Origin of the sequence: Timonella senegalensis JC301 (assembly GCF_000312125.1) — a bacterium.
Lineage (GTDB): Bacteria > Actinomycetota > Actinomycetes > Actinomycetales > Cellulomonadaceae > Timonella > Timonella senegalensis.
Map to the genome: position 1 here is coordinate 626105 of NZ_HE978642.1, position 21158 is coordinate 647262.

At 62.7% G+C, this 21158-nt stretch carries 19 protein-coding genes; 1 reads left to right on the forward strand and 18 read right to left on the reverse strand.

What is annotated here, in order from left to right:
• Window positions 1–61: 61 nt before the first annotated feature.
• The 16 genes from HGSM_RS07335 to efp form a co-directional block, all read right to left on the reverse strand.
• Window positions 62–2461: a primosomal protein N' gene (locus HGSM_RS07335; RefSeq protein WP_019148099.1), complete on the reverse strand. Its 2400-nt coding sequence runs from the start codon at window positions 2459–2461 to the stop codon at window positions 62–64.
• Window positions 2462–2523: 62 nt separating this feature from the next.
• Entirely contained in the window at window positions 2524–3717 is a 1194-nt protein-coding gene (gene metK, locus HGSM_RS07340) for a methionine adenosyltransferase (protein WP_019148100.1), read from the reverse strand.
• Window positions 3718–3808: 91 nt separating this feature from the next.
• Window positions 3809–5008: a bifunctional phosphopantothenoylcysteine decarboxylase/phosphopantothenate--cysteine ligase CoaBC gene (coaBC, locus tag HGSM_RS07345; protein WP_019148101.1), complete on the reverse strand. Its 1200-nt coding sequence runs from the start codon at window positions 5006–5008 to the stop codon at window positions 3809–3811.
• 130 nt (window positions 5009–5138) lie between these two features.
• Window positions 5139–5411, reverse strand: coding sequence for a DNA-directed RNA polymerase subunit omega (rpoZ, locus tag HGSM_RS07350; protein ID WP_019148102.1), 273 nt, complete (start codon window positions 5409–5411; stop codon window positions 5139–5141).
• A 180-nt stretch (window positions 5412–5591) separates the two neighbouring features.
• Window positions 5592–6194 (reverse strand): guanylate kinase, encoded by a 603-nt coding sequence (gene gmk / locus HGSM_RS07355; protein ID WP_268257797.1) that lies wholly within the window; start codon window positions 6192–6194, stop codon window positions 5592–5594.
• Window positions 6195–6196: 2 nt separating this feature from the next.
• Window positions 6197–6508: an integration host factor, actinobacterial type gene (mihF, locus tag HGSM_RS07360; protein ID WP_019148104.1), complete on the reverse strand. Its 312-nt coding sequence runs from the start codon at window positions 6506–6508 to the stop codon at window positions 6197–6199.
• Window positions 6509–6831: 323 nt separating this feature from the next.
• A complete protein-coding gene (gene pyrF, locus HGSM_RS07365; protein ID WP_019148105.1) occupies window positions 6832–7704 on the reverse strand; it encodes an orotidine-5'-phosphate decarboxylase in 873 nt (290 codons plus the stop codon).
• Complete coding sequence (carB, locus tag HGSM_RS07370; RefSeq protein ID WP_019148106.1) at window positions 7701–11039, reverse strand: carbamoyl-phosphate synthase large subunit; 3339 nt, start codon at window positions 11037–11039, stop codon at window positions 7701–7703. The genes pyrF and carB overlap by 4 nt, the downstream gene beginning before the upstream one ends.
• A 6-nt stretch (window positions 11040–11045) precedes the next feature.
• Window positions 11046–12293, reverse strand: coding sequence for a glutamine-hydrolyzing carbamoyl-phosphate synthase small subunit (gene carA, locus HGSM_RS07375; RefSeq protein ID WP_051009765.1), 1248 nt, complete (start codon window positions 12291–12293; stop codon window positions 11046–11048).
• Window positions 12293–12832, reverse strand: a complete 540-nt coding sequence (locus tag HGSM_RS07380) for a PH-like domain-containing protein (protein ID WP_019148108.1) — start codon at window positions 12830–12832, stop codon at window positions 12293–12295. The genes carA and HGSM_RS07380 overlap by 1 nt, the downstream gene beginning before the upstream one ends.
• Window positions 12829–14181 carry a dihydroorotase gene (locus HGSM_RS07385; RefSeq protein WP_019148109.1) on the reverse strand — a complete coding sequence of 451 codons (1353 nt, stop codon included), beginning with the start codon at window positions 14179–14181 and terminating at the stop codon, window positions 12829–12831. The genes HGSM_RS07380 and HGSM_RS07385 overlap by 4 nt, the downstream gene beginning before the upstream one ends.
• The gene (locus tag HGSM_RS07390; RefSeq protein ID WP_019148110.1) at window positions 14181–15200 is read right to left on the reverse strand and encodes an aspartate carbamoyltransferase catalytic subunit; all 1020 of its coding nucleotides are present in this window, start codon (window positions 15198–15200) and stop codon (window positions 14181–14183) included. The genes HGSM_RS07385 and HGSM_RS07390 overlap by 1 nt, the downstream gene beginning before the upstream one ends.
• Window positions 15197–15775: a bifunctional pyr operon transcriptional regulator/uracil phosphoribosyltransferase PyrR gene (pyrR, locus tag HGSM_RS07395; protein WP_019148111.1), complete on the reverse strand. Its 579-nt coding sequence runs from the start codon at window positions 15773–15775 to the stop codon at window positions 15197–15199. Before pyrR ends, HGSM_RS07390 begins: the two co-directional genes overlap by 4 nt.
• Before the next feature lie 135 nt (window positions 15776–15910).
• A complete protein-coding gene (locus tag HGSM_RS07400) occupies window positions 15911–17629 on the reverse strand; it encodes an AMP-binding protein (protein WP_019148112.1) in 1719 nt (572 codons plus the stop codon).
• A 158-nt stretch (window positions 17630–17787) separates the two neighbouring features.
• On the reverse strand, window positions 17788–18216 hold the full coding sequence (gene nusB, locus HGSM_RS07405; protein WP_019148113.1) for a transcription antitermination factor NusB: 429 nt from the start codon (window positions 18214–18216) through the stop codon (window positions 17788–17790).
• On the reverse strand, window positions 18217–18780 hold the full coding sequence (gene efp, locus HGSM_RS07410) for an elongation factor P (RefSeq protein WP_019148114.1): 564 nt from the start codon (window positions 18778–18780) through the stop codon (window positions 18217–18219). It abuts the gene before it with no gap.
• 133 nt (window positions 18781–18913) lie between these two features.
• On the opposite strand from efp, the gene HGSM_RS07415 reads away from it, so the two are divergent.
• On the forward strand, window positions 18914–19858 hold the full coding sequence (locus HGSM_RS07415; RefSeq protein WP_019148115.1) for a hypothetical protein: 945 nt from the start codon (window positions 18914–18916) through the stop codon (window positions 19856–19858).
• Between the two features lie 61 nt (window positions 19859–19919).
• On the opposite strand, the gene HGSM_RS07420 is transcribed toward HGSM_RS07415, so the two are convergent.
• A complete protein-coding gene (locus tag HGSM_RS07420) occupies window positions 19920–20462 on the reverse strand; it encodes a hypothetical protein (RefSeq protein WP_019148116.1) in 543 nt (180 codons plus the stop codon).
• Between the two features lie 10 nt (window positions 20463–20472).
• Window positions 20473–21099 carry a SatD family protein gene (locus tag HGSM_RS07425; protein WP_019148117.1) on the reverse strand — a complete coding sequence of 209 codons (627 nt, stop codon included), beginning with the start codon at window positions 21097–21099 and terminating at the stop codon, window positions 20473–20475.
• Window positions 21100–21158 lie beyond the last annotated feature (59 nt).

A 21158-nucleotide genomic window follows, 5' to 3' on the forward strand; every position in this document is an offset into this window, starting at 1 on the left:
AGGCAAACGCGCTGGGTCAGCGTGCAATCCGCCATAGTACAGCCGCACAGGAAGACCCGAACTACGCAAGTTCCTTTGGATCAAGGACTACATCCACGCGCGTGGACGTGCGTTTGGCGCTCGCAATGTGTGTCATCGCCTTGATCGCGCGGGCCAACTCACGTCCTTGGCGCAGCGGCACACGAATGATCGCCCGCACGACGCGGTCCAGCGACGGGTGGCTCCCCGGTGGGAAGTCCTCCGGTGCCAACTCAACTGGGCCGAGAACTTCGGCGCTGCTGGGAAGAGCAATATCGTCGAGAAACTGGGTGACGGTCAGACGGTCACCCGTCACTGAGGCAACCCGCCATACAGGCGGCATCTTGAGCGCAGCGCGCTCATCCAGCTCGCGGGTGGCCATCCCCTGCGGATCCCAGCGGACAAACGCGGCGGTAGGGAGCGCAGCCCCCTGACCCACCAGCGTGACCTTGCCGCCGCGCTCGCGCGACGTGACCAGACTCGCGGCGCGCATCCAGCGGGCCAGAGCCTCCTGGTTCGCGTACAGGCCACTGCCGCCTGAGGACAGGTGGGCGTCGAGCAGGATGCCCATGGCGTACCCGCCCTGCACGTACGGCTCCGCGCCGGGAGTCGCAATCACAAGTGCGGACTTGGCGGGAACGGACTCGAGGACGCCGCCCTTGGACTGAGCGCCCGAGGTGCGAACCGTGGTGCCCGGGAAGGCGCGGCCCAGTTCCTCGGCGGTGCGGTCCGAGCCGATGCGGATCGCACGGACGGACCTGAACCCACATGACGCGCAGGCCCAATCGCCAGCGAGCGAGCCGCACCACGTGCAGTGCGGCGGAGCGCCCGCGGAGCCGAGACCAAGCGGACCGTTGCAGGTGGCACAGCGCGCGGCCTCGCGGCAGCGCGCGCACGCAACGTATGGAACGTACCCGGCCCGAGGGACCTGGATGAGCACGGGGCCACGCTTGAGAGCCGCTGTGATGTCACGCCACACGGCGCCCGGAAGCCGTGCTTGGGCGCCGCCGGAGTCGCGCTGGATCTCCATCTCGCCAAACGCTGTGACGAGGGGCGCGGCCTGCCGGACCACTGAGCGCTCGGCGCTGACGTCCTGCGCCCAGCCCGACGCAAGCAGCGACTGTGCGTGGACAGTGCGGTCAAGGGCACCGATGAGCAGCGCGCTCCCCGTCTGCTCCGCACGCAGCGCAGCAATCTCCCTGGTGTGCGGGTACGGCGCGTGCTTTTCTTGGTGGGAGGAATCGCCATCGTCCCAGCACACCACAAGCCCGAGTTCCGGGACGGGCGTCAGCGCGGCGGCGCGAGTACCCACCACAACCTTGGCTTTGCCCTGCGTGGCAAGGAGGTAGTTTTCAAATCTGGCAGCCGCGCCCAACTCGTGGGTGAGCGTGACAAACGACCACGCCTCCGCGTTGTCCCAGCTGAACTGATCAACGCCCACGGCGCGTAGCGCGGCGGCAACCCGGGTCACGTCCTTGGCCGCGGGAACCACGATCACAACTGATTTGTTAGTGGTTTCCATCCCCCGGGCGAGTTGCGCCAAGGCGAGCGTCCAGTGAGGCAAGAGGTCGGCGTCCTGGGAAGCATCTGCCTCCACTCCCGGTCCACTGCTCGGGACGTGCACCGTGGTGCGCAGCGCAGAGGAAGTGGGCACGGAGCCAGTTCCGGGGAGGGCGGTCCACACCGCGCGCGGCCCGGACCCCGCAAGCACGTGAGACACAAGCGCGGGACCGGCTGAGTACATGTCCCACGCGGGTGTCTCGGGCGCCGCCGCCTCAAATGTGCCGGTTTCCCCAGCACCGGGTGAGGTGGGTTTGTGTGGCGAAAGCTCTGCTGCTTCAGGGTCAGCGGAGGTGTCGGTCGGGCCTGAGCCGTTAGAGTCAAAGTCTCCAGCGACTGCGGTGTCGTGTGCGCTAGCAGCTTCCTCTGAAGCCGAGGCCCCTTGGTCAGCGGGCGCTACGGCCTCCCCCGCGATCGCTGAGCTTGCAACCTGCGCAAGGAAGCTCTTTTCCGCGCCTGCGTGGCGCGGCGGAACCGCGAGGCGCAGTACATCCCCCAGCGAACCCGCATAGTAGTCGGCGATGCGCCGGTAGAGGTCCAGCGCATCCGGCGAAACCAGTGGGACGCCCGAGATCACGGACTTCAGCGCGGAGATCCTGCCCTGATGCTCGGTGTCTTCGGCGCGCTCGACCACGTAACCATCGAGCATTTGTCCACCGAACGGAACCTTCACCTTGGCGCCTACAACAGCAAGTTCGTCGAACTTCTTGGGCACCCGATAGTCGAACAGCCGATCCAGGTGCGCGGGTAGCCGTTCAACCACTACCCGGGCGAACGGGAGTTCCTCTGCGTACTCGACGGCCCCGACCGGGCGCTTGGCGCGCGGCTTCTTGGGCTCTGGGATACCAGAAAAGGTGAGCTGCTCACCAAAGTCAGCGCTCACCTTTTCCTCCTTATGCCCGCAGAGGGCCTACTCCGGCCGGGGTTTTGCCCCGGGGATACGTTTTACAGTGCGGCGAGGAGTTCCTCTACCTTGTTCGTGGCTTCCCACGTAAATTCTGGCAGGTCACGGCCAAAGTGTCCGTACGCCGCGGTCTTTGAGTAGATCGGGCGGAGCAGGTCGAGCTGCTCTACGATCGCCGCTGGGCGCAGGTCGAACACCTTGTTGATGGCAACCTGGATCTTGTCCAGTGGCACCTTCTCGGTTCCGAATGTTTCCACGTACAGGCCGACTGGCTTTGCTACGCCGATGGCGTAGGCAACCTGCACCTCGCAGCGCTTGGCCAGTCCAGCTGCAACCACGTTCTTGGCAACCCAGCGAGTTGCGTACGCTGCCGAGCGGTCAACCTTTGATGGGTCCTTGCCGGAGAACGCACCGCCACCGTGGCGGGCCATACCTCCGTAGGTGTCCACGATGATCTTGCGGCCGGTCAGGCCCGCGTCGCCCTTGGGTCCCCCGGTGATGAACTTTCCGGTTGGGTTCACAAAGAGCTTGTAGTCGGATGCATCAATGTGCAGCTGTTCCACAACGGGGCGCACTACGAGCTGCTCGACTGCCTCGCGCAGGTCTGCTTGGGAGACGTCGGGGTCGTGCTGGGATGAGACAACCACGGTGTCCAGGCCCACGGGGCGGTCGTCCTCGTACGCCACGGTGACCTGAGTCTTGCCGTCTGGGCGCAGCCCCGGGATGATCTGTTCCTTGCGCACGTACGCGAGGCGCTCGGCCAGGCGGTGGGCGGCATGGATGGGCAGTGGCATGAGCGACTCGGTCTCGTCGGTTGCGTAACCGAACATGAGGCCCTGGTCGCCTGCGCCCTGAAGGTTGTACGGGTCGCCATCGCCCTGGTCGTCACGCGACTCGAGGGACTTGTCAACGCCCTGCGCGATGTCGCTCGACTGTTGCCCGATCGAGATCGAGATGCCGCAAGAGTCGCCATCGAAGCCGATTGCGGAGGAGGTGTAGCCGATGCGCTTGATGACCGAACGCACGAGGCGAGGGATCTCGACGTATCCCTGGGTGTCGACCTCACCGGCGATGTGCACCAGTCCGGTGGTCACCAGAGTCTCAACCGCTACACGTGAGTTGAGGTCCTTCTCAAGAAGGGCGTCAAGGATAGCGTCGGAAATCTGGTCGCTGACCTTGTCTGGGTGACCCTCGGTCACGGACTCGGATGTGAACAGTCGATGGGATTGCGTCATAACCTCAAGAATACTAGTTTCCACCATGCGAAACCGCATGTGTTCGGCCACGAAAACAACGTTTCGGTATGGCGTTGTTCACCTTGCGTCGCTATCGCGCCGCGATTCGTGCGACCTGGTCCAGGATCGCGTGCGCAACTTCCAGCTTGGTTCCGCTCGTCTCGCCTAGCGGCTCGCCCTCGTTGTCCAGAATCACGACCGAATTGTCCGCGGTGCCAAATCCTTTGGCTTCACCAACCTCATTAACGACGAGTAAGTCGGCTCCCTTGCGCAGGGCCTTGTTGCGTCCGTGGTACAGCACGTCGCCTTGGCTATCCCCTGTTTCCGCCGCAAACCCAACGATGATCTGGCCCGACTCCCTGCGTGCGCTCGTGAGCTCTTTGAGGATGTCCGGGTTCTTAACGAGGGAGATCGTCAGCTCGTCGGAGCCGTCCGCCTTCTTGATCTTGGCGTCCGCATAGTGTGCGGGACGGAAGTCTGCCACGGCGGCCGTCATGATGATGACGTCCGCGTCCTGCTTGAGCTCAAGCATGCGCTCGCGAAGCTCAAGTGCCGAGCCTGCGGGCACGACAGTGACATTGCCGGGGACTGGCGCAGTCATAGACGCTGCCACGAGGGTCACCCGCGCGCCACGCTCGAGCGCGGCACGCGCGAGCGAGGTGCCTTGCAGGCCCGAGCTGTGGTTACCCAGATAGCGCACAGGGTCGAGCGGCTCTCGCGTGCCTCCTGCAGAGATGACCACGTGCATCCCGGCGAGGTCTTTGGTTCGGCCAACGATGTCTAGCGCGAATGCGCCTATGTCCTGCGGCTCCGGCAGGCGGCCGGCACCTGAGTCCTTTCCGGTGAGGCGGCCCACGGCCGGATCCATCACGTGGAAGCCCCGCGCTCGCAGCGTGGCTACATTGGCAGCGGTGGCCGGGTTGTTCCACATCTCCGTGTGCATCGCTGGCGCGACGACGATCGGACAGGTGGCGGTCAGAACGGTCGCCGTGAGCAGGTCGTCTGTACGTCCGGCGGCTATGCGCGCCACAATGTCGGCGGTGGCGGGCGCGATCACGATGAGGTCGGCTTCTTGGCCGATCCGCACGTGCTGGACCTCATCCACGGCGTCAAACACGCTCGTGCTGACCGGCTGGCCCGACAGCGCTTCCCACGTAGCGGCGCCCACAAAGTTGAGGGACGTCTGGGTAGGGATCACCTTGACGCTGTGTCCGAGTTCCTTGAAGAACCGCACCAGGTGGGCAACCTTATAGGCCGCGATGCCGCCACTCACTCCTACGACTACCCGCATGCGTCCAACCCTTCGAATTTTGCGGCGGTATGCCGCTTGCCAACTGTCCAACAGATTACTACCTGCGGATATGCAAAGTCTCCGCTCACCTGAGGTGAACGGAGACTTTGGGAGGTCAAAAAGCCATCACTCAGATGGTGTCTTCATCCTTGAGGTCAAGAGTGAGAAGACCCTCGTTGATCTCGCGCATTGCGATTGAGAGTGGCTTCTCCTGGTTTTCGGTCTCTACGAGAGGACCGACGAACTCCAACAGCCCCTCGCTCAGCTGCGAGTAGTACGCGTTGATCTGGCGCGCACGCTTGGAGGAGTAGACCACCAGAGCGTACTTCGAGTCGACCTTCTCAAGGAGGTTGTCGATCGGTGGATCGGTGATGCCTACTGGCTGTGGGATAGTTCCAGACAAGATGAACTCCGAAGTGTTGGGTTCGAATACTGTTGAGCTGCGGCTTGATTACGCGACCGTGCACAATAACACAAGCCGTATGATCATACTCCGCGGGGTCGGTGATCTCAAGGAACACCGCCCAAAACGGGAAGTGTAGGGCATCACATGGATGCCCTACACCCGGAAGACTAGATCGGACTAGTTGGCGTGCGGAGTCAGGCCCATCAGGGAGATGATCTCGTCGGTGGCGCGCTCGATGTCGTCGTTAATGACTACGTGGTCAAACTCGGACTGTGCCGCGAGTTCTACGCGCGCTGTTTCAAGCCGGCGTTCCTGCTCTTCCTTGGTTTCGGTACCGCGGCCTACGAGCCGGCGGACCAACTCCTCCCAGCTGGGAGGAGCCAAAAAGATAAATTGCGCGTCAGGCATTGATTCCTTGACCTGACGAGCCCCCTGTAGATCAATCTCTAAGAGAGCAGGAATGCCGGCGTTGAGTTGAGCTTCAACTGCAGCGCGCGGGGTGCCATAGCTGTTCTGGCCATGGACGACTGCCCATTCCAAAAGTTCACCGTCTTCAACCATCTCGTGGAACTTTGTCGGTCCAACAAAGAAATAGTTGACGCCCTCAACCTCACCGGGGCGAGGATCTCTGGTCGTAGCGGAGACTGAGAGCCAGATCTCTGGATACCTTGCGCGGATATTCGCGGAGATCGTGCCCTTACCCACCGCGGTGGGACCAGCCATCACCGTGAGGCGACGAGGGGTAGAACTAGAAGAACTCGGGGATGGTGCAGCGGTAATGATTATCCAAACCTTTCAACCAGAGCAGACGCCTGGTGTGGTCCTAGACCACGTACGCGTCGAGACTCGGCAATGCCGATCTCTTCCATGATCGCACGTGCTTTGACCTTTCCAACGCCAGGAAGGGACTCGAGAAGCGAAACAACCTTCAGTTTACCGATGGCTTCGTCACTCTCCCCCTGCTTGATGACGTCGGAGAGTCGGCTGTTCGAGCTCTTGAGCTGACTCTTAACTTCCGCACGGATTCGGCGAGCTTCTGCAGCCTTTTCGAGAGCTGCAGCGCGTTGCTCTGGAGTGAGTTGTGGTAGTGGCAACTTAAGTCACCTTCCTCATCAGATAGTGGGGCTCTTACCTGCGAACCTACTTGCCAAGTGGGAAGTCAGCAACCGGAACGGCGCTGTTTCCTCGCTCGCAATTTACCGTAACCCGAAAATCTGCGTAGCGACTGTAAAACGGCCCTCCACGTGCGAGTTCTACCCAAAATTCAGCCACTGGAGGACGCAATCTTCTGTTCGCGCGCGCATTCGGGCGCCAGCAGCTAAAATTGCGGCTTTCACAGTGCGCGACATGCCACAGGGCTCGCCCCCACGCTCATACAGCCTGCAGGAACGAGCCCCTGTGAACAAATACCTAGTAGCTAGGCGGTGAGGGCCTCACGGGCCTGATCTGCCGCAGCGAGTGCGGCGATCTGCAGTTGCTCCACACTAGGACCGGCCTTCAGGACCCCGCGCGAGCTCGACGCCAACACGCTTGAGCGTGCGTCCCCGAACACTTGCGCAAGCTCAGTCGCACCCGCACCCTGCGCACCGACACCGGGCGCCAGCAGTGGGCCGTTCACGGCAGCAAGATCCACACCGCGTTCGCGTGCTGCCTCGCCGATCGTGGCCCCCACAACGAGGCCGACCGAGCCAAGCTGGCCCGCCTCCCCCGCCGCTGCATTCAGTGCTGCGGCTTCACGTGCTATCACAGCGGCAACCGAGGATCCGTCCGCGACCGTTGCGTGCTGGACCTGCTTACCCTCAGGGTTCGAGGTTAGGCACAGCACAAACAAGCCGCGGCCCGTCTCGTGTGCAAGTTCGACCGCGGGGGTCAGCGACCCAAATCCGAGGTAGGGCGATACCGTGAGGGCGTCACCGGCAAGAGGCGCGCCGTCTGCGAGGAACGCATCCGCGTACCCAGCCATCGTGGAACCGATGTCCCCACGCTTTGCGTCCACAATGCACAGCGTTCCCGCCTCGCGGGAGGCCGCAATGACCTCCTCTAGGACGCCCATGCCGCGCGAGCCATGACGCTCGAACAGCGCGGACTGCGGCTTGAATGAGGAAATCCGTCCACCCAACGCCCCGACCACGGTCAGAGCGAACGAGCGCAACCCAGCAATATCGTCGTTAAGCCCCCAAGCGGCCAGCAGGCCGGGGTGAGGGTCAATGCCAACGCAGAGCGGACCAAATGTGTCCATGGCCGCCGCGAGGCGCGCCCCAAAGGGGGCGCGCTGCGCAGGAGCGGTCATGCGGTGACACCAGCCTCGATGTACGAGCGCTTGGAGTGCTCCTGAATCGAAGTGACGCTGAACGGACCGGCTAGGACTGACTCGATCGCCTGGACGGCAGCGGAGAGCTGGTCGACCGTGGTGATGATCGGCTTGTCGGCGGCAGTTACGGACGCGCGGATCTCGTAGCCGTCGGCGCGTGCGCCCTGGCCAGACGGCGTGTTCACAACCATGTCGACCTCACCGTTGGTGATCAGGTCAACGATGGTGGGCTCGCCAGTCTCCGAACGGCCGTCCGAGTACTTACGTACCGGAGTAGCCGAGATGCCCGCACGGCGCAGGACCTTGGCGGTTCCGGCGGTCGCGAGCAGCTCGAAGCCGAGCTCCTGGAGGCGCTTGATCGGGAAGATCGCCGCACGCTTGTCGCGGTCAGCAACCGAAACGAACACGCGGCCGGAGGTAGGCAGTCCACCAAACGCTGCAGCCTGCGACTTGGCAAAGGCCGTTGGGAAGTCCACGTCGAAGCCCATAACCTCACCCGTCGAACGCATCTCTGGGCCGAGGACGGTGTCCACGGCGATGCCCTCAGTAGTGCGGAAGCGCTTGAACGGAAGCACGGCTTCCTTCACAGCAATTGGGGCATCGATTGACAGGGTTGAACCGTCGCCCGCGGCCGGCAGAACGCCCTCAGCACGCAGTTCCTTGATGGACTTGCCCGCCATGAGCAGCGCGGCAGCCTTTGCCAGCGGGACGCCCGTTGCCTTGGCAACGAACGGCACGGTGCGCGAGGCGCGAGGGTTGGCCTCGAGGACGTACAGGACGTCGGAGACGAGTGCGTACTGGACGTTCATCAGGCCGCGCACGCCAATGCCCTTGGCCAGAGCCAGGGTCGAGCGGCGGATGCGGTCGATCTCACCGTCCGAGAGGGACATCGGAGGAAGGACGCACGCCGAGTCACCGGAGTGAATACCGGCCTCCTCGATGTGCTCCATGATTCCGCCAACGTACATGTCCTCGCCGTCGAACAGGACGTCGACGTCGATCTCCATGGCGTCGTCAAGGAAGCGGTCGATCAGGATTGGTGCGAGCGGGCCACCGGACAGTGCGGCCTCACCGAGCGCACGCTGGACGTAACCGGTCAGATGCTCCTCGGAGTACACGATCTCCATACCGCGGCCGCCGAGCACGTAGCTTGGGCGCACGAGAACCGGGTAACCAATACCGGCCGCGATGTTCTTGGCCTCAGTCAGGGTCGTCGCGGTGCCGAACGCAGGAGCTGGAAGGCCCGCCTCGGTCAGGACGCGGCCAAACTCGGCGCGGTCCTCGGCGTTGTCGATAGCCTCGGGAGAGGTTCCCAGGATCGGCAGGCCGGCCTCGCGGAGGCGACCAGCAAGGCTGAGCGGAGTCTGTCCACCGAGCTGAACGATGACGCCCTTGATCGGACCGGCCTCAAGCTCGGCCTCGTAGATCTCGATAACGTCCTCGAACGTGAGCGGCTCGAAGTACAGGCGGTCTGCGGTGTCGTAGTCGGTCGAAACCGTCTCCGGGTTGCAGTTGATCATGATGGTCTCGTACTCGCCCTTAAGGCCAAGAGCCGCGTGGACGCAGGAGTAGTCGAACTCGATTCCTTGGCCGATACGGTTTGGACCCGACCCGAGGATCAAGATGGCCTCGCGCTCGCGGGGCTGAACCTCGGTTTCCTGGTCGTACGAGGAGTAGTGGTACGGGGTCTTCGCGTCGAACTCGGCGGCGCAAGTGTCCACGGTCTTGAACACTGGGCGGACGCCGAGGGCCTTGCGGACCTCGCGCACTGCACCCTCTGCCGCGGCGCGCGACCCCTTGATGCCTCGCAGGCTGGCGATCTGAGAGTCGGACAGGCCGTTGCGCTTGGCGCGCAGCAGGAGCTCACGGTTGAGAGCGTCGGCGTGTGCAACCTCGTCGGCGATCTCGTTCATAAGCTGGATCTGGTCGAGGAACCAGCGGTCGATCTTAGTGGCCTCGTAGACCTGCTCGATCGTGGCACCGGCGCGCAGTGCCTGCTGGGTCGCCACGAGGCGGCGTTCGGTTGGGCGCTGGATCTCCACGAGGAGTTCCTCAAGGGCGCGTCCGGAGACTGGCTCGCCGTCCCAGTGGAAGTTGGTGCCCGGTTTGTCGATTGACCGCAGCGCCTTACCGAGTGCCTCGGTGAAGTTGCGGCCCAGCGACATTGCCTCGCCCACGGACTTCATGGTCGTGGTCAGGGTGTCGTCAGCGGCTGGGAACTTTTCGAACGCGAAGCGAGGAACCTTGACCACGACGTAGTCGATGGTTGGCTCGAACGCTGCCGAGGTGGTTCCGGTGATGTCGTTCTGGATCTCGTCCAGGGTGTAGCCGATGGCGACCTTAGCCGCGATCTTGGCGATTGGGTAACCAGTCGCCTTGGAAGCTAGCGCCGAGGAGCGCGATACGCGAGGGTTCATCTCGATGACGATGACACGGCCGGTCTTAGGGTCGACCGCGTACTGGATGTTACAGCCACCGGTGTCCACGCCAACCTCACGGATGACGGCGATGCCGATGTCGCGAAGGGTCTGGTACTCGCGGTCGGTGAGCGTCAGGGCTGGGGCAACGGTGACGGAGTCACCGGTGTGCACGCCAACTGGGTCAACGTTCTCAATCGAGCAAATGACGGCGACGTTGTCGTTCTTGTCTCGCATGAGCTCGAGCTCGTATTCCTTCCAGCCCAGGATCGACTCTTCGAGCAGAACCTCGGTGGTTGGCGAGTAGTGGAGGCCCTGGCCAACGATGCGGCGCAGCTCTTCCTCGTTGTAAGCGAACCCGGAGCCGAGTCCACCCATGGTGAAGGATGGGCGCACAACAACCGGGTACTTCAGTTCCTCAACCGCAGCGATGGCCTCTTCGATGGTGTGGATGATCGCGGAGCGTGCAGACTCTCCCCCACAGATGTCAACGACCTTCTTGAACTGCTCGCGGTCCTCGCCCTTCAGGATGGCGGGAATGTTCGCACCGATGAGCTCGACGTTGTACTTTTCCAGCACACCCGCCTCGTCCAGTGCGATCGCGGCGTTCAGCGCGGTCTGGCCACCAAGGGTCGGCAGGATCGCATCCGGGCGTTCCTTGGCGATGATCGTGGTGAGCACATCCGTGGTGATTGGCTCGATGTAGGTCGCGTCAGCAAACTCTGGGTCGGTCATGATCGTGGCCGGGTTGGAGTTCACGAGAATAACGCGAATCCCCTCTTCCTTGAGCACGCGGCATGCCTGGGTTCCCGAGTAGTCAAACTCGCAGGCTTGGCCGATGACGATCGGGCCGGAGCCGATGACGAGTACAGATGAGATGTCAGTTCTTTTTGGCATGGAGGATCAGTTCTCCTGGTTCTTTGCGCGGGCTGCCTTGGAGAGTCCAGCAGCGGTTGGCGCGCCGGAGGTCATGAGGTTGAGGAAACGGTCGAACAGGTACGCAGCGTCGTGCGGGCCTGCCGCGGCCTCAGGGTGGTACTGGACCGAGAATGCGGGGATGTCGTGGCACTCGAGGCCCTCAACGACGTTGTCGTTCAGGCCGATGTGCGAGACGATGACGCGGCCGTAGGCGCCGTCGTTGTGCGGTGCGGTTGCGGTCACGCCAATGGGTGCGTCCACGGCGAATCCGTGGTTCTGCGAGGTGATCTCGACCTTGCGGGTGGAGAGCTCCATGACCGGCTGGTTGATGCCGCGGTGGCCGTACGGAAGCTTGTAGGTGCCAAATCCGAGCGCGCGGCCCAAGAGCTGGTTGCCAAAGCAGATGCCGAAGTAAGGGATCTTGCGGTCCAGGACCTCGCGCAGCAACTCAACCTCGCGGGTCGCCGCCGCCGGGTCACCAGGGCCGTTTGAGAAGAACACGCCGTCCGGGTTCAGGGCAAGCATGTCCTCGATCGTGGAGTCTCCCGGCAGGACGTGGACGCGCATGCCACGCTCGGCGAGGCGCTGCGGGGTCATCGACTTGATACCGAGGTCGAGTGCGACGACAGTCTTGAGAGGCTCCTGGCCTTCGAACTTGCCCATTGGCTCAACCACGTATGCGGTGTCCGTGGAGACCTCGCGCGCAAGGTCTGCGCCCTTCATAAGTGGCTGTTCGTTGACGGCCTTGACCAGTTCCTCGATGCGCTTTGGGTGGCGTCCGTCGAGGAGCGCCTCACCGGAGAACACACCGGCGCGCATGGTGCCGCGATCGCGGAGGTGTCGGGTAAGCGCGCGAGTGTCGATGTCGGAGATTCCCACGACGCCCTGGGTCTCCAATTCAACGTCAAGGCCGCGGGCCGAGCGCCAGTTCGAAGGCTTGCGGGCAGGGTCGCGGACCACAAGGCCCGATACCCAGATGCGGATCGATTCGGGGTCTTCGTCATTCACACCGGTGTTACCGATGTGTGGTGCCGTCATGACCACGATCTGCTTGTAGTAGGAAGGGTCGGTGAGGGTCTCCTGGTAGCCGGTCATGCCGGTGTTGAAGACAATCTCGCCGTACGTGGCACCGACTGCGCCATAGGCTCGACCCGAGAAGATTCGACCGTCCTCGAGGACGAGGAGTGCTGCACCTGGGTAGGTGGGAGCGTCGATGAGTGCGGGCTGGGAGATCACTGGTTCTCCTTAGTTGGGTCTTGGCCTGCTTGCACAAGCGCGTTGATTGCTGCGATCAGAGCGGACTGCTGGCTCCGGTGGTCCGGCTTGAAGCCCGAGTCGAGTTGGGTTTCACCATCCTCTCGGGATGCGATTCGCCACTCGATCAGGACGAGGCCCGACGGCCCCATAACTTTGCCGGCGATTCCCGGAGCTTCAGACGCACCGATCAGGTGGTCTGTGGGGATGAAGATGTCCTTGGCGCCGCTGCGCTCGATGAGGACGCCTCCGGAGTAGACGCCAAGGTTGGCCGCGGAGCGGAACCCTAGGTCCTGTGCTGCGATGCGCTCGAGCCAGTCACCGTGGACTGTCGAGCTGACGTAGATTCCGCCAAGAGTATCGAACAGCTGCTCGCCGAGCCCGTCCGCGGGGACTGCCGGCAAGGGAGACACGAGTTCCTGGGTGCGCCTAGCGCGCTTGCGCCAGCCAAACCACATGAGCCCGAGGAGTCCTAGCCCTACAAAGAACAGGAGGACTGCTGACTGGACCGGCGTCATGCGGGGAGCTCCGAACCTGCGGCCTTACCCTCTTCGCCGTCCTGTGGGACGGTACCCAGGACGGTGGCTCGGCCGCGCAGGAAGGTTGCGACGACGCGGCCAGGGAGTTCCATTCCCGCGAACGGGGTGTTGTCTGACATGGTCAGCTGGCTGCGTGGATCAACCACTACTGGTGAGTTCGGGTTGTACAGGACCACGTTTGCTGGCTCGCCAACTTCAAGTGGGCGTCCTTGAGCAAACTCACCGGTGTCGATTCGACCAATTCGCGCTGGGTTGGTGGACAGCACCTCGGCGACCCGCTCCCACGAGAGCTTTCCGGTCTCAACCATGGTCTTGTGGACCACTGGGAGTGCGGTCTCCAGGCCGGTCATCCCGAAGGCTGCGGCGTTCCACTCGCAGTCCTTGTCCTCCACGGTGTGTGGCGCGTGATCGGTGGCCACGATGTCGATCGTGCCGTCTTCCAGCCCCGCGCGCACTGCGTCCACGTCGTTCTGGGTACGCAGCGGAGGGTTGACCTTGAACACAGGGTTGTAGCCGCGGGCCAGTTCGTCGGTCAGGATGAGGTGGTGTGGGGTCGCCTCGGCGGTGACGTTGATGCCGCGCTGTTTGGCCCAGCGCACGATCTCTACGGATCCGGCGGTGGACAGGTGGCAGATGTGTACGCGTGAGCCCACGTGCTCCGCGAGCAGAACGTCGCGGGCAATGATCGACTCCTCCGCGACTGCTGGCCATCCTGTGAGGCCGATCTCTGCGGAGACAACGCCCTCGTTCATCTGGGCGTTCTCGGTCAGGCGTGGCTCCTGCGCGTGCTGGGAGACAACGCCGTCGAATGCCTTGACGTACTCGAGCGCGCGGCGCATGAGTACTGGGTCGTCAACGCACTTTCCGTCGTCCGAGAAGACCCGGACCTGCGCGCGGGAGTCGGCCATTGCGCCGAGCTCTGCAAGCTGCTTTCCGGCGAGTCCCACGGAGACTGCACCAACGGGGTGCACGTCAACCCAGCCAGCCTCCTTGCCAAGGCGCCAGACCTGCTCGACCACGCCTGCGGTGTCCTGCACAGGCGAGGTGTTGGCCATTGCGTGCACGGCGGTGAAGCCGCCCATTGCAGCGGCGCGAGTTCCAGTCAGGACGGTCTCTGCGTCCTCGCGGCCCGGCTCACGCAGGTGTGTGTGGAGGTCTACGAGTCCGGGAAGGGCGATCAGATCGGAGGCGTCGATGGTGGTTGCGCCCTCTGGCGCAGTGCCGGTGCCGGCAGGAACGATCTGGGCAATCTTTCCGCCGGACAGGGTCATGTCCACGCGCTCATTGCCGTATGGGGCGACGTTGGAGATGAAGTACGTGGTGGTCATCAGAAGCCTGCCTTCGCGGGTGTGTCGTTGGAGTGGGTTTCACCCGCGAGAAGCAGGTAGAGCGCTGCCATTCGCACCGCAACGCCGTTGGAGACCTGCTCCACGATGACGGATCGGTGTGAGTCTGCGGCGCGCGCCGAGATTTCGAGCCCACGGTTCATTGGGCCTGGGTGCAGAACGATTGCGTGGTCTTGGAGAAGCCCGAGGCGCTTCTCATCGAGTCCGTACTTGCGGGTGTACTCGAGTGGGCTTGGGAAGAACCCGCCGCCCGCGGAGCCCATGCGCTCGCGCTGAATGCGCAGCATCATGACCGCATCAGGCTGCCAGTCACGCAGAACCTCGTCGAGGTTGTATGAGATCTCGCATGGCCAGGTCTCCGCACCAACCGGCACGAGGGTGGGTGGGGCTACCAGTGTCACCACGGCACCGAGGGTATGCAGCAGGTACACGTTGGAGCGCGCGACGCGGGAGTGTAGGACATCTCCAACGATGGCCACCTTGCGGCCACGCAGATCCCCGCCGAGGCCATTGTTTAGCGAGGGCAACTCCCCTGCCGATACGAGTTCTCCGCCGAGGTGGCGGCGTAGCGTGAACGCATCCAAGAGAGCCTGGGTCGGGTGCTGGTGCGTGCCATCGCCGGCGTTGATGACTGGCACGTCGAGCCAGCCCGAGTGCGCCAGGATGTGCGGCGCGCCGGAGGCCTGGTGGCGGATGATGACTGCGTCCGCGCCCATTGCATCGAGCGTCAGCGCGGTGTCCTTGAGGCTCTCGCCTTTGGACACTGAGGAGCCCTTGGCCGAAAAATTAATGACGTCCGCGGACAGGCGTTTCGCCGCTGTCTCGAATGAGATGCGGGTACGTGTGGAGTCCTCGAAGAAGAGGTTGACTACAGTTCGCCCGCGCAGCGTGGGTAGCTTCTTGATCTCGCGCGACTGGGTGGCAGCCATCTGGGCCGTGGTGTCGAGGAGGAGGATCGCTTCGTCGAGCGAGAGGTCCGCGGTGTTGAGTAGGTGCTTCACTTGTCTCCCCCTGCAATGAACACGCCGTCGCGTCCGTCGATCTCCTCGAGGCGCACGAACACACGCTCGCTCAGCGAGGTGGGTAGGTTCTTGCCTACGAAGTCTGATCGGATGGGAAGTTCCCGGTGGCCCCTGTCGATGAGGGTTGCGAGCTGCACGCTGCGTGGACGGCCCAGGTCTTTCAGGGCGTCGAGAGCTGCGCGGATGGTGCGTCCGGAGAATAGGACGTCATCGACGAGGACGACAACCTTGTTGTCGATGCCCTGCGCAGGGAGGTCGGTCTGTCCGATTGCGCGTGGTGGCTGCTTGTGAAGATCGTCTCGGTACATGGTGACGTCGAGAGTGCCTAGGATGGCGTGCGCTTCGATTTCTGGTTCGATGTCAGCGAGGCGCTGGGCGATACGGCCAGCGAGTGGAACGCCGCGGGTGGGAATGCCTAGGACTACAACGTCCTGGCCGCCCTTGTTTCGCTCAATAATCTCGTGAGCAATACGAGTCAATGCCCGAGAAATATCGGCGCTTCCGAGTACTTCGGTTGCCTTTGCCTCTCCGGGTCCATCGATTTCAGATGTCATCTGTCTAACCCCCTTGCCGCCTCACAGGACGGTACTTAAAGGACTGGTATGTGGACTTCTCCAGAGTACAACGATGGCCACCACGAGGACTTGTTGTCCCACGTGGTGGCCATCACGTCAAACGCTCAACGTGTTCTAGGAGACTGTGATCTCCCGAGACACAACGCCTTCCTTGACTACGCGGCGGAGCACCTTGCCCACCTGCGATCGAGGCAGCTCGTCAACAAAACCGAGTTTGCGCGGCAGCGCATAGCGCGCCAGCGTAGCATCGCAGTGGTCCTGGATCTCCTTGAGCGTGACCTTCTCAACGCCCTGGGCTGGGACGACTACAGCAATCACGAGCTCCCCGAGGTCTCCCCCAGGCATTCCGATGATTGCTACGTCCTCGACGCCCGGCATCTCGCGCATGCGCTCTTCCACCTGGCTTGGGAACACCTTGAAACCACCGGTGATAATCATTTCCTTGATGCGGTCCACGACCTTGAAGAAGCCCTGCTCGTCCATGGTCACGACGTCACCGGTGCGCAGCCACGTCTTGCCGTTGATCCGGGTGAGCACCTGGGCGTTCTCTTCCGGCTTCTCCCAGTAACCCTGGAACACCTGAGGCCCGGAGAGCAGCAGCTCACCTCGCTCGGTGAACGGAAGGACCTTGGTGGGGTCGTCCTGATCAACAATCAGCACGTCAGTCGATGGGAATGGCAGGCCGAGGAAGCCTGGCTTGCGCTCAGAGGACACGGGGTTACCCAGCGCCACGGGGGATGACTCGGTCATTCCGTAGCCCTCGATGACGAGGCCGCCGGTCGCCTTCTCCCAGTCTGCCGCAGTCTTAGCAGGAAGAGGCATCGCTCCGGCAATTGCGTAGCGGAAGGAAGTCAGGTCCACGTTGCGCTCGCTCGCCTTTGCCACCAGTCGGGACAGCATCGGCGGCACCGCTGGGAGGAACGTACCCGGGTGCTTCTTCTGAGTTGACAGGAACGAGTCCACATCGAACTTGGGGAACAGCATGAGGGTTGCGCCAATGCGCAGGGAGTAGGTCAGGCACAGCGTCAGACCGAAGGCATGGAAGAACGGCAATACGCCGTAGACAACTTCGGTGCCAAGTCGCTCGTGAGCACCCGTCCATGCCACGCCCTGTGTAGCGTTCGCCACGAGGTTCTCGTGGGTCAGCACCGCACCCTTTGGAGTGCCAGTGGTTCCACCCGTGTACTGGATGACTGCAACGTCCGAGCCGGTGGCCACTGGCGAGGTTGGCTCAACAGTTCCGGCGGCCGCAACAAAGTCGTGCCAGCTGGTCGCGTATGCGGGAGGCGTCGCGCAGAGTGCAGCCTTGGTCTCGCGGGCCTTCTTCACCGGCAGCGTCAGCAGGAACTTCTTGGACAGCGGGAGATCGCGTGATGCGTCGACTGCGAAGACGGTCTTGAGGGCGGTCTGCTTGATGCTCTCGCCAAGTTCAGCGGCGGTCTTGTCCCAGAAGATCGCGTAGGTAGAGCCGGAGTCGTTGAGCTGGTGAATCAACTCCGCCTGCGTGTAGAGAGGGTTGTGTTCGACCACGATTGCGCCGATGCGCAGCACAGCATAGAAGGCGACAACGTGCGAGGTGGCGTTCGGGAGCGCGATGGCGACCCTGTCCCCCTTCTTCACGCCGTGACGCTCAAGCGCGCGTGCAGCCTTGTCGATCGTGGTGATCAGGTCCGTGTAGCTCATGGGCTTGCCCATGAAGTTCAGCGCGGTGCGGTCTGGGAACTTAGCGGCGCTCTCCCACAACGCGGCAGTAAGGTCACCTTCCGGAACATCGATGTTCGCTGGGACGCCGGGCGCGTAGTGGTTAAGCCATGGTTTTTGAGAGTTGCTCACAAGAAAACTCTAACCTACGCAACCGTAACCTACGGTTGCGTAGGCCAATCTCACAGAAAACCCATACGTGCTCTCCACGTTCCAGGGAAACCACAGCACAAAAAGGAGCGGGCCCACACCCTCAAGGGTGCGGACCCGCTCCGTCACAGCAAACTCAGTCAGTCGAGGATCGTCGGCTTCACCTCAAGCAGGCGAGCCAGAAGCCCGTTCACAAAGGATGGCGACTCGTCCGTGGACAGTTCGCGCGACAGGTCAACCGACTCGTTGATCGCAACAACGTCTGGAACGTCGTCGTTGTACACGAGCTCCCAAGCGCCGATGCGCAGCAGTGCACGGTCAACCGCAGGCATGCGGTCAAGCGTCCATCCGTTGGAGTACGTCTCAAGCAACTCATCAATGGTCTGAGCGTGCTCTACGTATCCCTCAACGATGTCCACCGCGTACTGCGGAAGCGCCGACTCAACGCCCGGGTTGGAGAGACGCTCACGGAGCATCTCAAGAGCGTCGATGTCTCGCTGCTCGGCCTCGAACAATACGTTCATGGCCCTTTTGCGCGCCTTGGTGCGTGCGTTAGTACCGGTTGCCACTTAGTCGTTCACGCGTCCAAGGTAGGAACCGTCGCGGGTGTCGACCTTAACCTTGGTGCCAACCTCAAGGAACAGTGGAACCTGGATCTCGTAGCCGGTCTCGATGGTTGCGCTCTTGGTGCCAGCGGACGAACGGTCGCCCTGGAGGCCAGGCTCGGTGTAGGTAATGACCGTGGTGATTGAAGCAGGAAGCTCGATGTAAAGAACAGTGCCCTCGTTGGTGGCAACAGTTGCGGTGCCGTTCTCAAGGAGGAAGTTCGCTGCGTCGCCAACAACAGCAGCTGGAACGGTGATCTGGTCGTACGTGGAGTTGTCCATGAAGATGTAGTCGTCGCCGTCCTTGTACAGGTACTGCATGTCCGACTTGTCAACGGAAGCGGTTTCGATCTTGAGGCCTGCGTTGAACGTCTTGTCAACGAGCTTTCCGGAGGTCACGTTCTTGATCTTGGTGCGGACAAAAGCGCCGCCCTTACCAGGCTTCACGTGCTGGAACTCGAGGACGGTCCAGAGCTGGCCGTCCAGTCGCAGGACGGTGCCGTTCTTAATGTCGTTAGTGGTAGCCACGTGTTGAACTTCCTTTTTGAGATGTCAAAGTACGTCCCCACGTGACCGAGCACGTCAACCGGCGCGCATGTGCCGAAGCCAACGCCACCTAGGACGAAGCATCAAGGCTCACGAGGGTGCGTACCATTATAACGTGCTATCGAACTCGTCCCCCACCCCGTGCTGCGTCACATCCGCCACAGGCTTTGGCCTGCTCCTGGACGTGGACGGCCCCATTTCCAGCCCCGTGACCCGCACTCTCTCCCAACCGGGAATCGTTGATTCCCTTGTCACGCTTGCCAATGCCGGCATCCCGATCGCGTTCAACACGGGCCGTTCGGACGAGTTCCTACGCCACGAAGTCCTCGCGCCAATGGTCGCCGGCGGACTCACGCCCGAGGCGCTCGTGTGGGGCATTGCGGAAAAGGGCGCCACATGGTTCCGCTTCCCCACGAGCCCCGCTGAAACGTTGAATTTGCAGGTAGATGAGTCGATCGTCGTGAAGAAAAACGTGTACGATGCGGCGCGCGACCTGACCCACCAACACTTTGCAGACCTGGTGTTCTTTGACGAGACCAAACGCACAATGGTGTCGCTGGAACAGCTGACGTCAGTCAGCAACCACCAGTTCAAAGCGCGTCAGAACGCGCTCAATGAAGCCGTGGCCACCATGGTGGCCGAGCACGGGTACACGATCGAATGGCACGGCGTCCCGGTGGGCGCCACCGGCGCCGACGTGCTGCACGCAATTTCGCCTGACGAGCCGAGTGGCGAGGCGCTGCGGGTGGACTCGTCGATTATTGCGGTGGACATCGAGCACCCCGGAACCGGGAAGGACGTGGGCGCCCAGCGATTTGTGGACGAGCTGCTGGAGATCGGCGCGCCCATCCCCCACCACTGGTACACCATGGGCGACTCCCGCTCCGACTACACCATGGCCACGTGGCTGCACGAGAACGGCTTCGAGGTCGCGCACGTGGACGTGCGGCCCGCCGATGGCGTGCCGCCTGTGCCCTACCCGGTCCTGACGCATCCGTCACTGATTAACGACGATTCTGGCGCGCACTTCCTTGCCCAGTGGGCTGAGATGGTGGGCTAGTTTCGTAGAGGTTTTCTGGGGCAGGGACAGCGGGTCAGAGGCAGCGGATGGGGGCAGCGCGTCAGAGGCTGTGGATCAGCCAGAGGCCCAGGGAACCACAGGCGAAGGCCCAAAGCAGGGAGGCGAGCGTTCCAATGATGAAGCGCTCGGATGTTGCGGCGTTGAGTTCTGGGTAGCGGCCGAGACCCTTGACTGCGACCACCACGGCGATGCCCGTGGTGAAGCCCGCCATGAAGAACGCGGTGATGAGGACGCGCTCGAGGATTCCAATCCACATTCCGCCACGCAGGCCGGCCTTGGCCTGGACGCCGTCAGGGCCCTCCTGGGCCTCGGCGCTCGCGATGAGGCTTGCGGCTGAGGTGGTGGACTCTGGCGAGGCGCTTTCGGCAGCACTTTCGGCAGCGCCCTCGGCGTCTTCGGCCACAGCGCTCTCAGCGGCCAACGCGGGACCACCATCACCGATCCGCTGTGCGTGATCGGTCTCCTCCTTGCTCGCGCGCCGCTGCGCGAGTGACAGCACGCCACGGGTCACGTAATAACCACCCACCGCCGACAGCACGAGGATGACGATCCAGATGGTGATGCTCGTTGGGTCAAATGCCATGCGCCGATCCTTACACAGTCCCGTTGAGCTCATCCAGTAGGCGCGCGACGAGGGATAGGACTTCCCTTTCCTCGTCCAGCGCAGCGAGCTTGACGCGCTTTGATACGGCCGCTTCTGAGATGCCGAGCCGGTCCGCGACGTCCTTCTGCTTAAGACCCGTGGGCGTGCCATCCGGATCCATCAGCAGATCGGCGGCTTCCCAGGCGGCGGCCGAACGATTCTGGATGATCGATCCAAGGAGGCGAAGGAGCGACTGCAGCTCCTCCGCCTTGGCCGAGTCGTTCGACCGGACGGACACGGGAGCCCGTCCGCGCAACACCTTTGCGTCTTCGACTGCCTCGCGAGCGTAGACGAATGCTGCGCCAGCACCCTCGCTCGAACGGGTGGGGAGCGGAGTAACAACGCCTCCGATTCCAATACCCAGGTACCACTGGCCGGAACGCATCAGATGCCGAAACACCGCATAGACGGCCTGGGGGCTGTCGAGTACGCCCTGCACTTCATCGCCGATTGTCCTGCCGAACGCGACGCGTGGTGCGAGGTCCCGTCGCAGCAGCCACTTGAGGTCAGTGAGCAGGTTTGGAACTTTGTCACCGGTCGAGCGGCTGGCCTTCTGGTCCACTGTCAATACGAACATGACTTAACCCTATAGGGTTACGAATCAACAATCAACCCTATAGGGTTAAGAAATGCTTC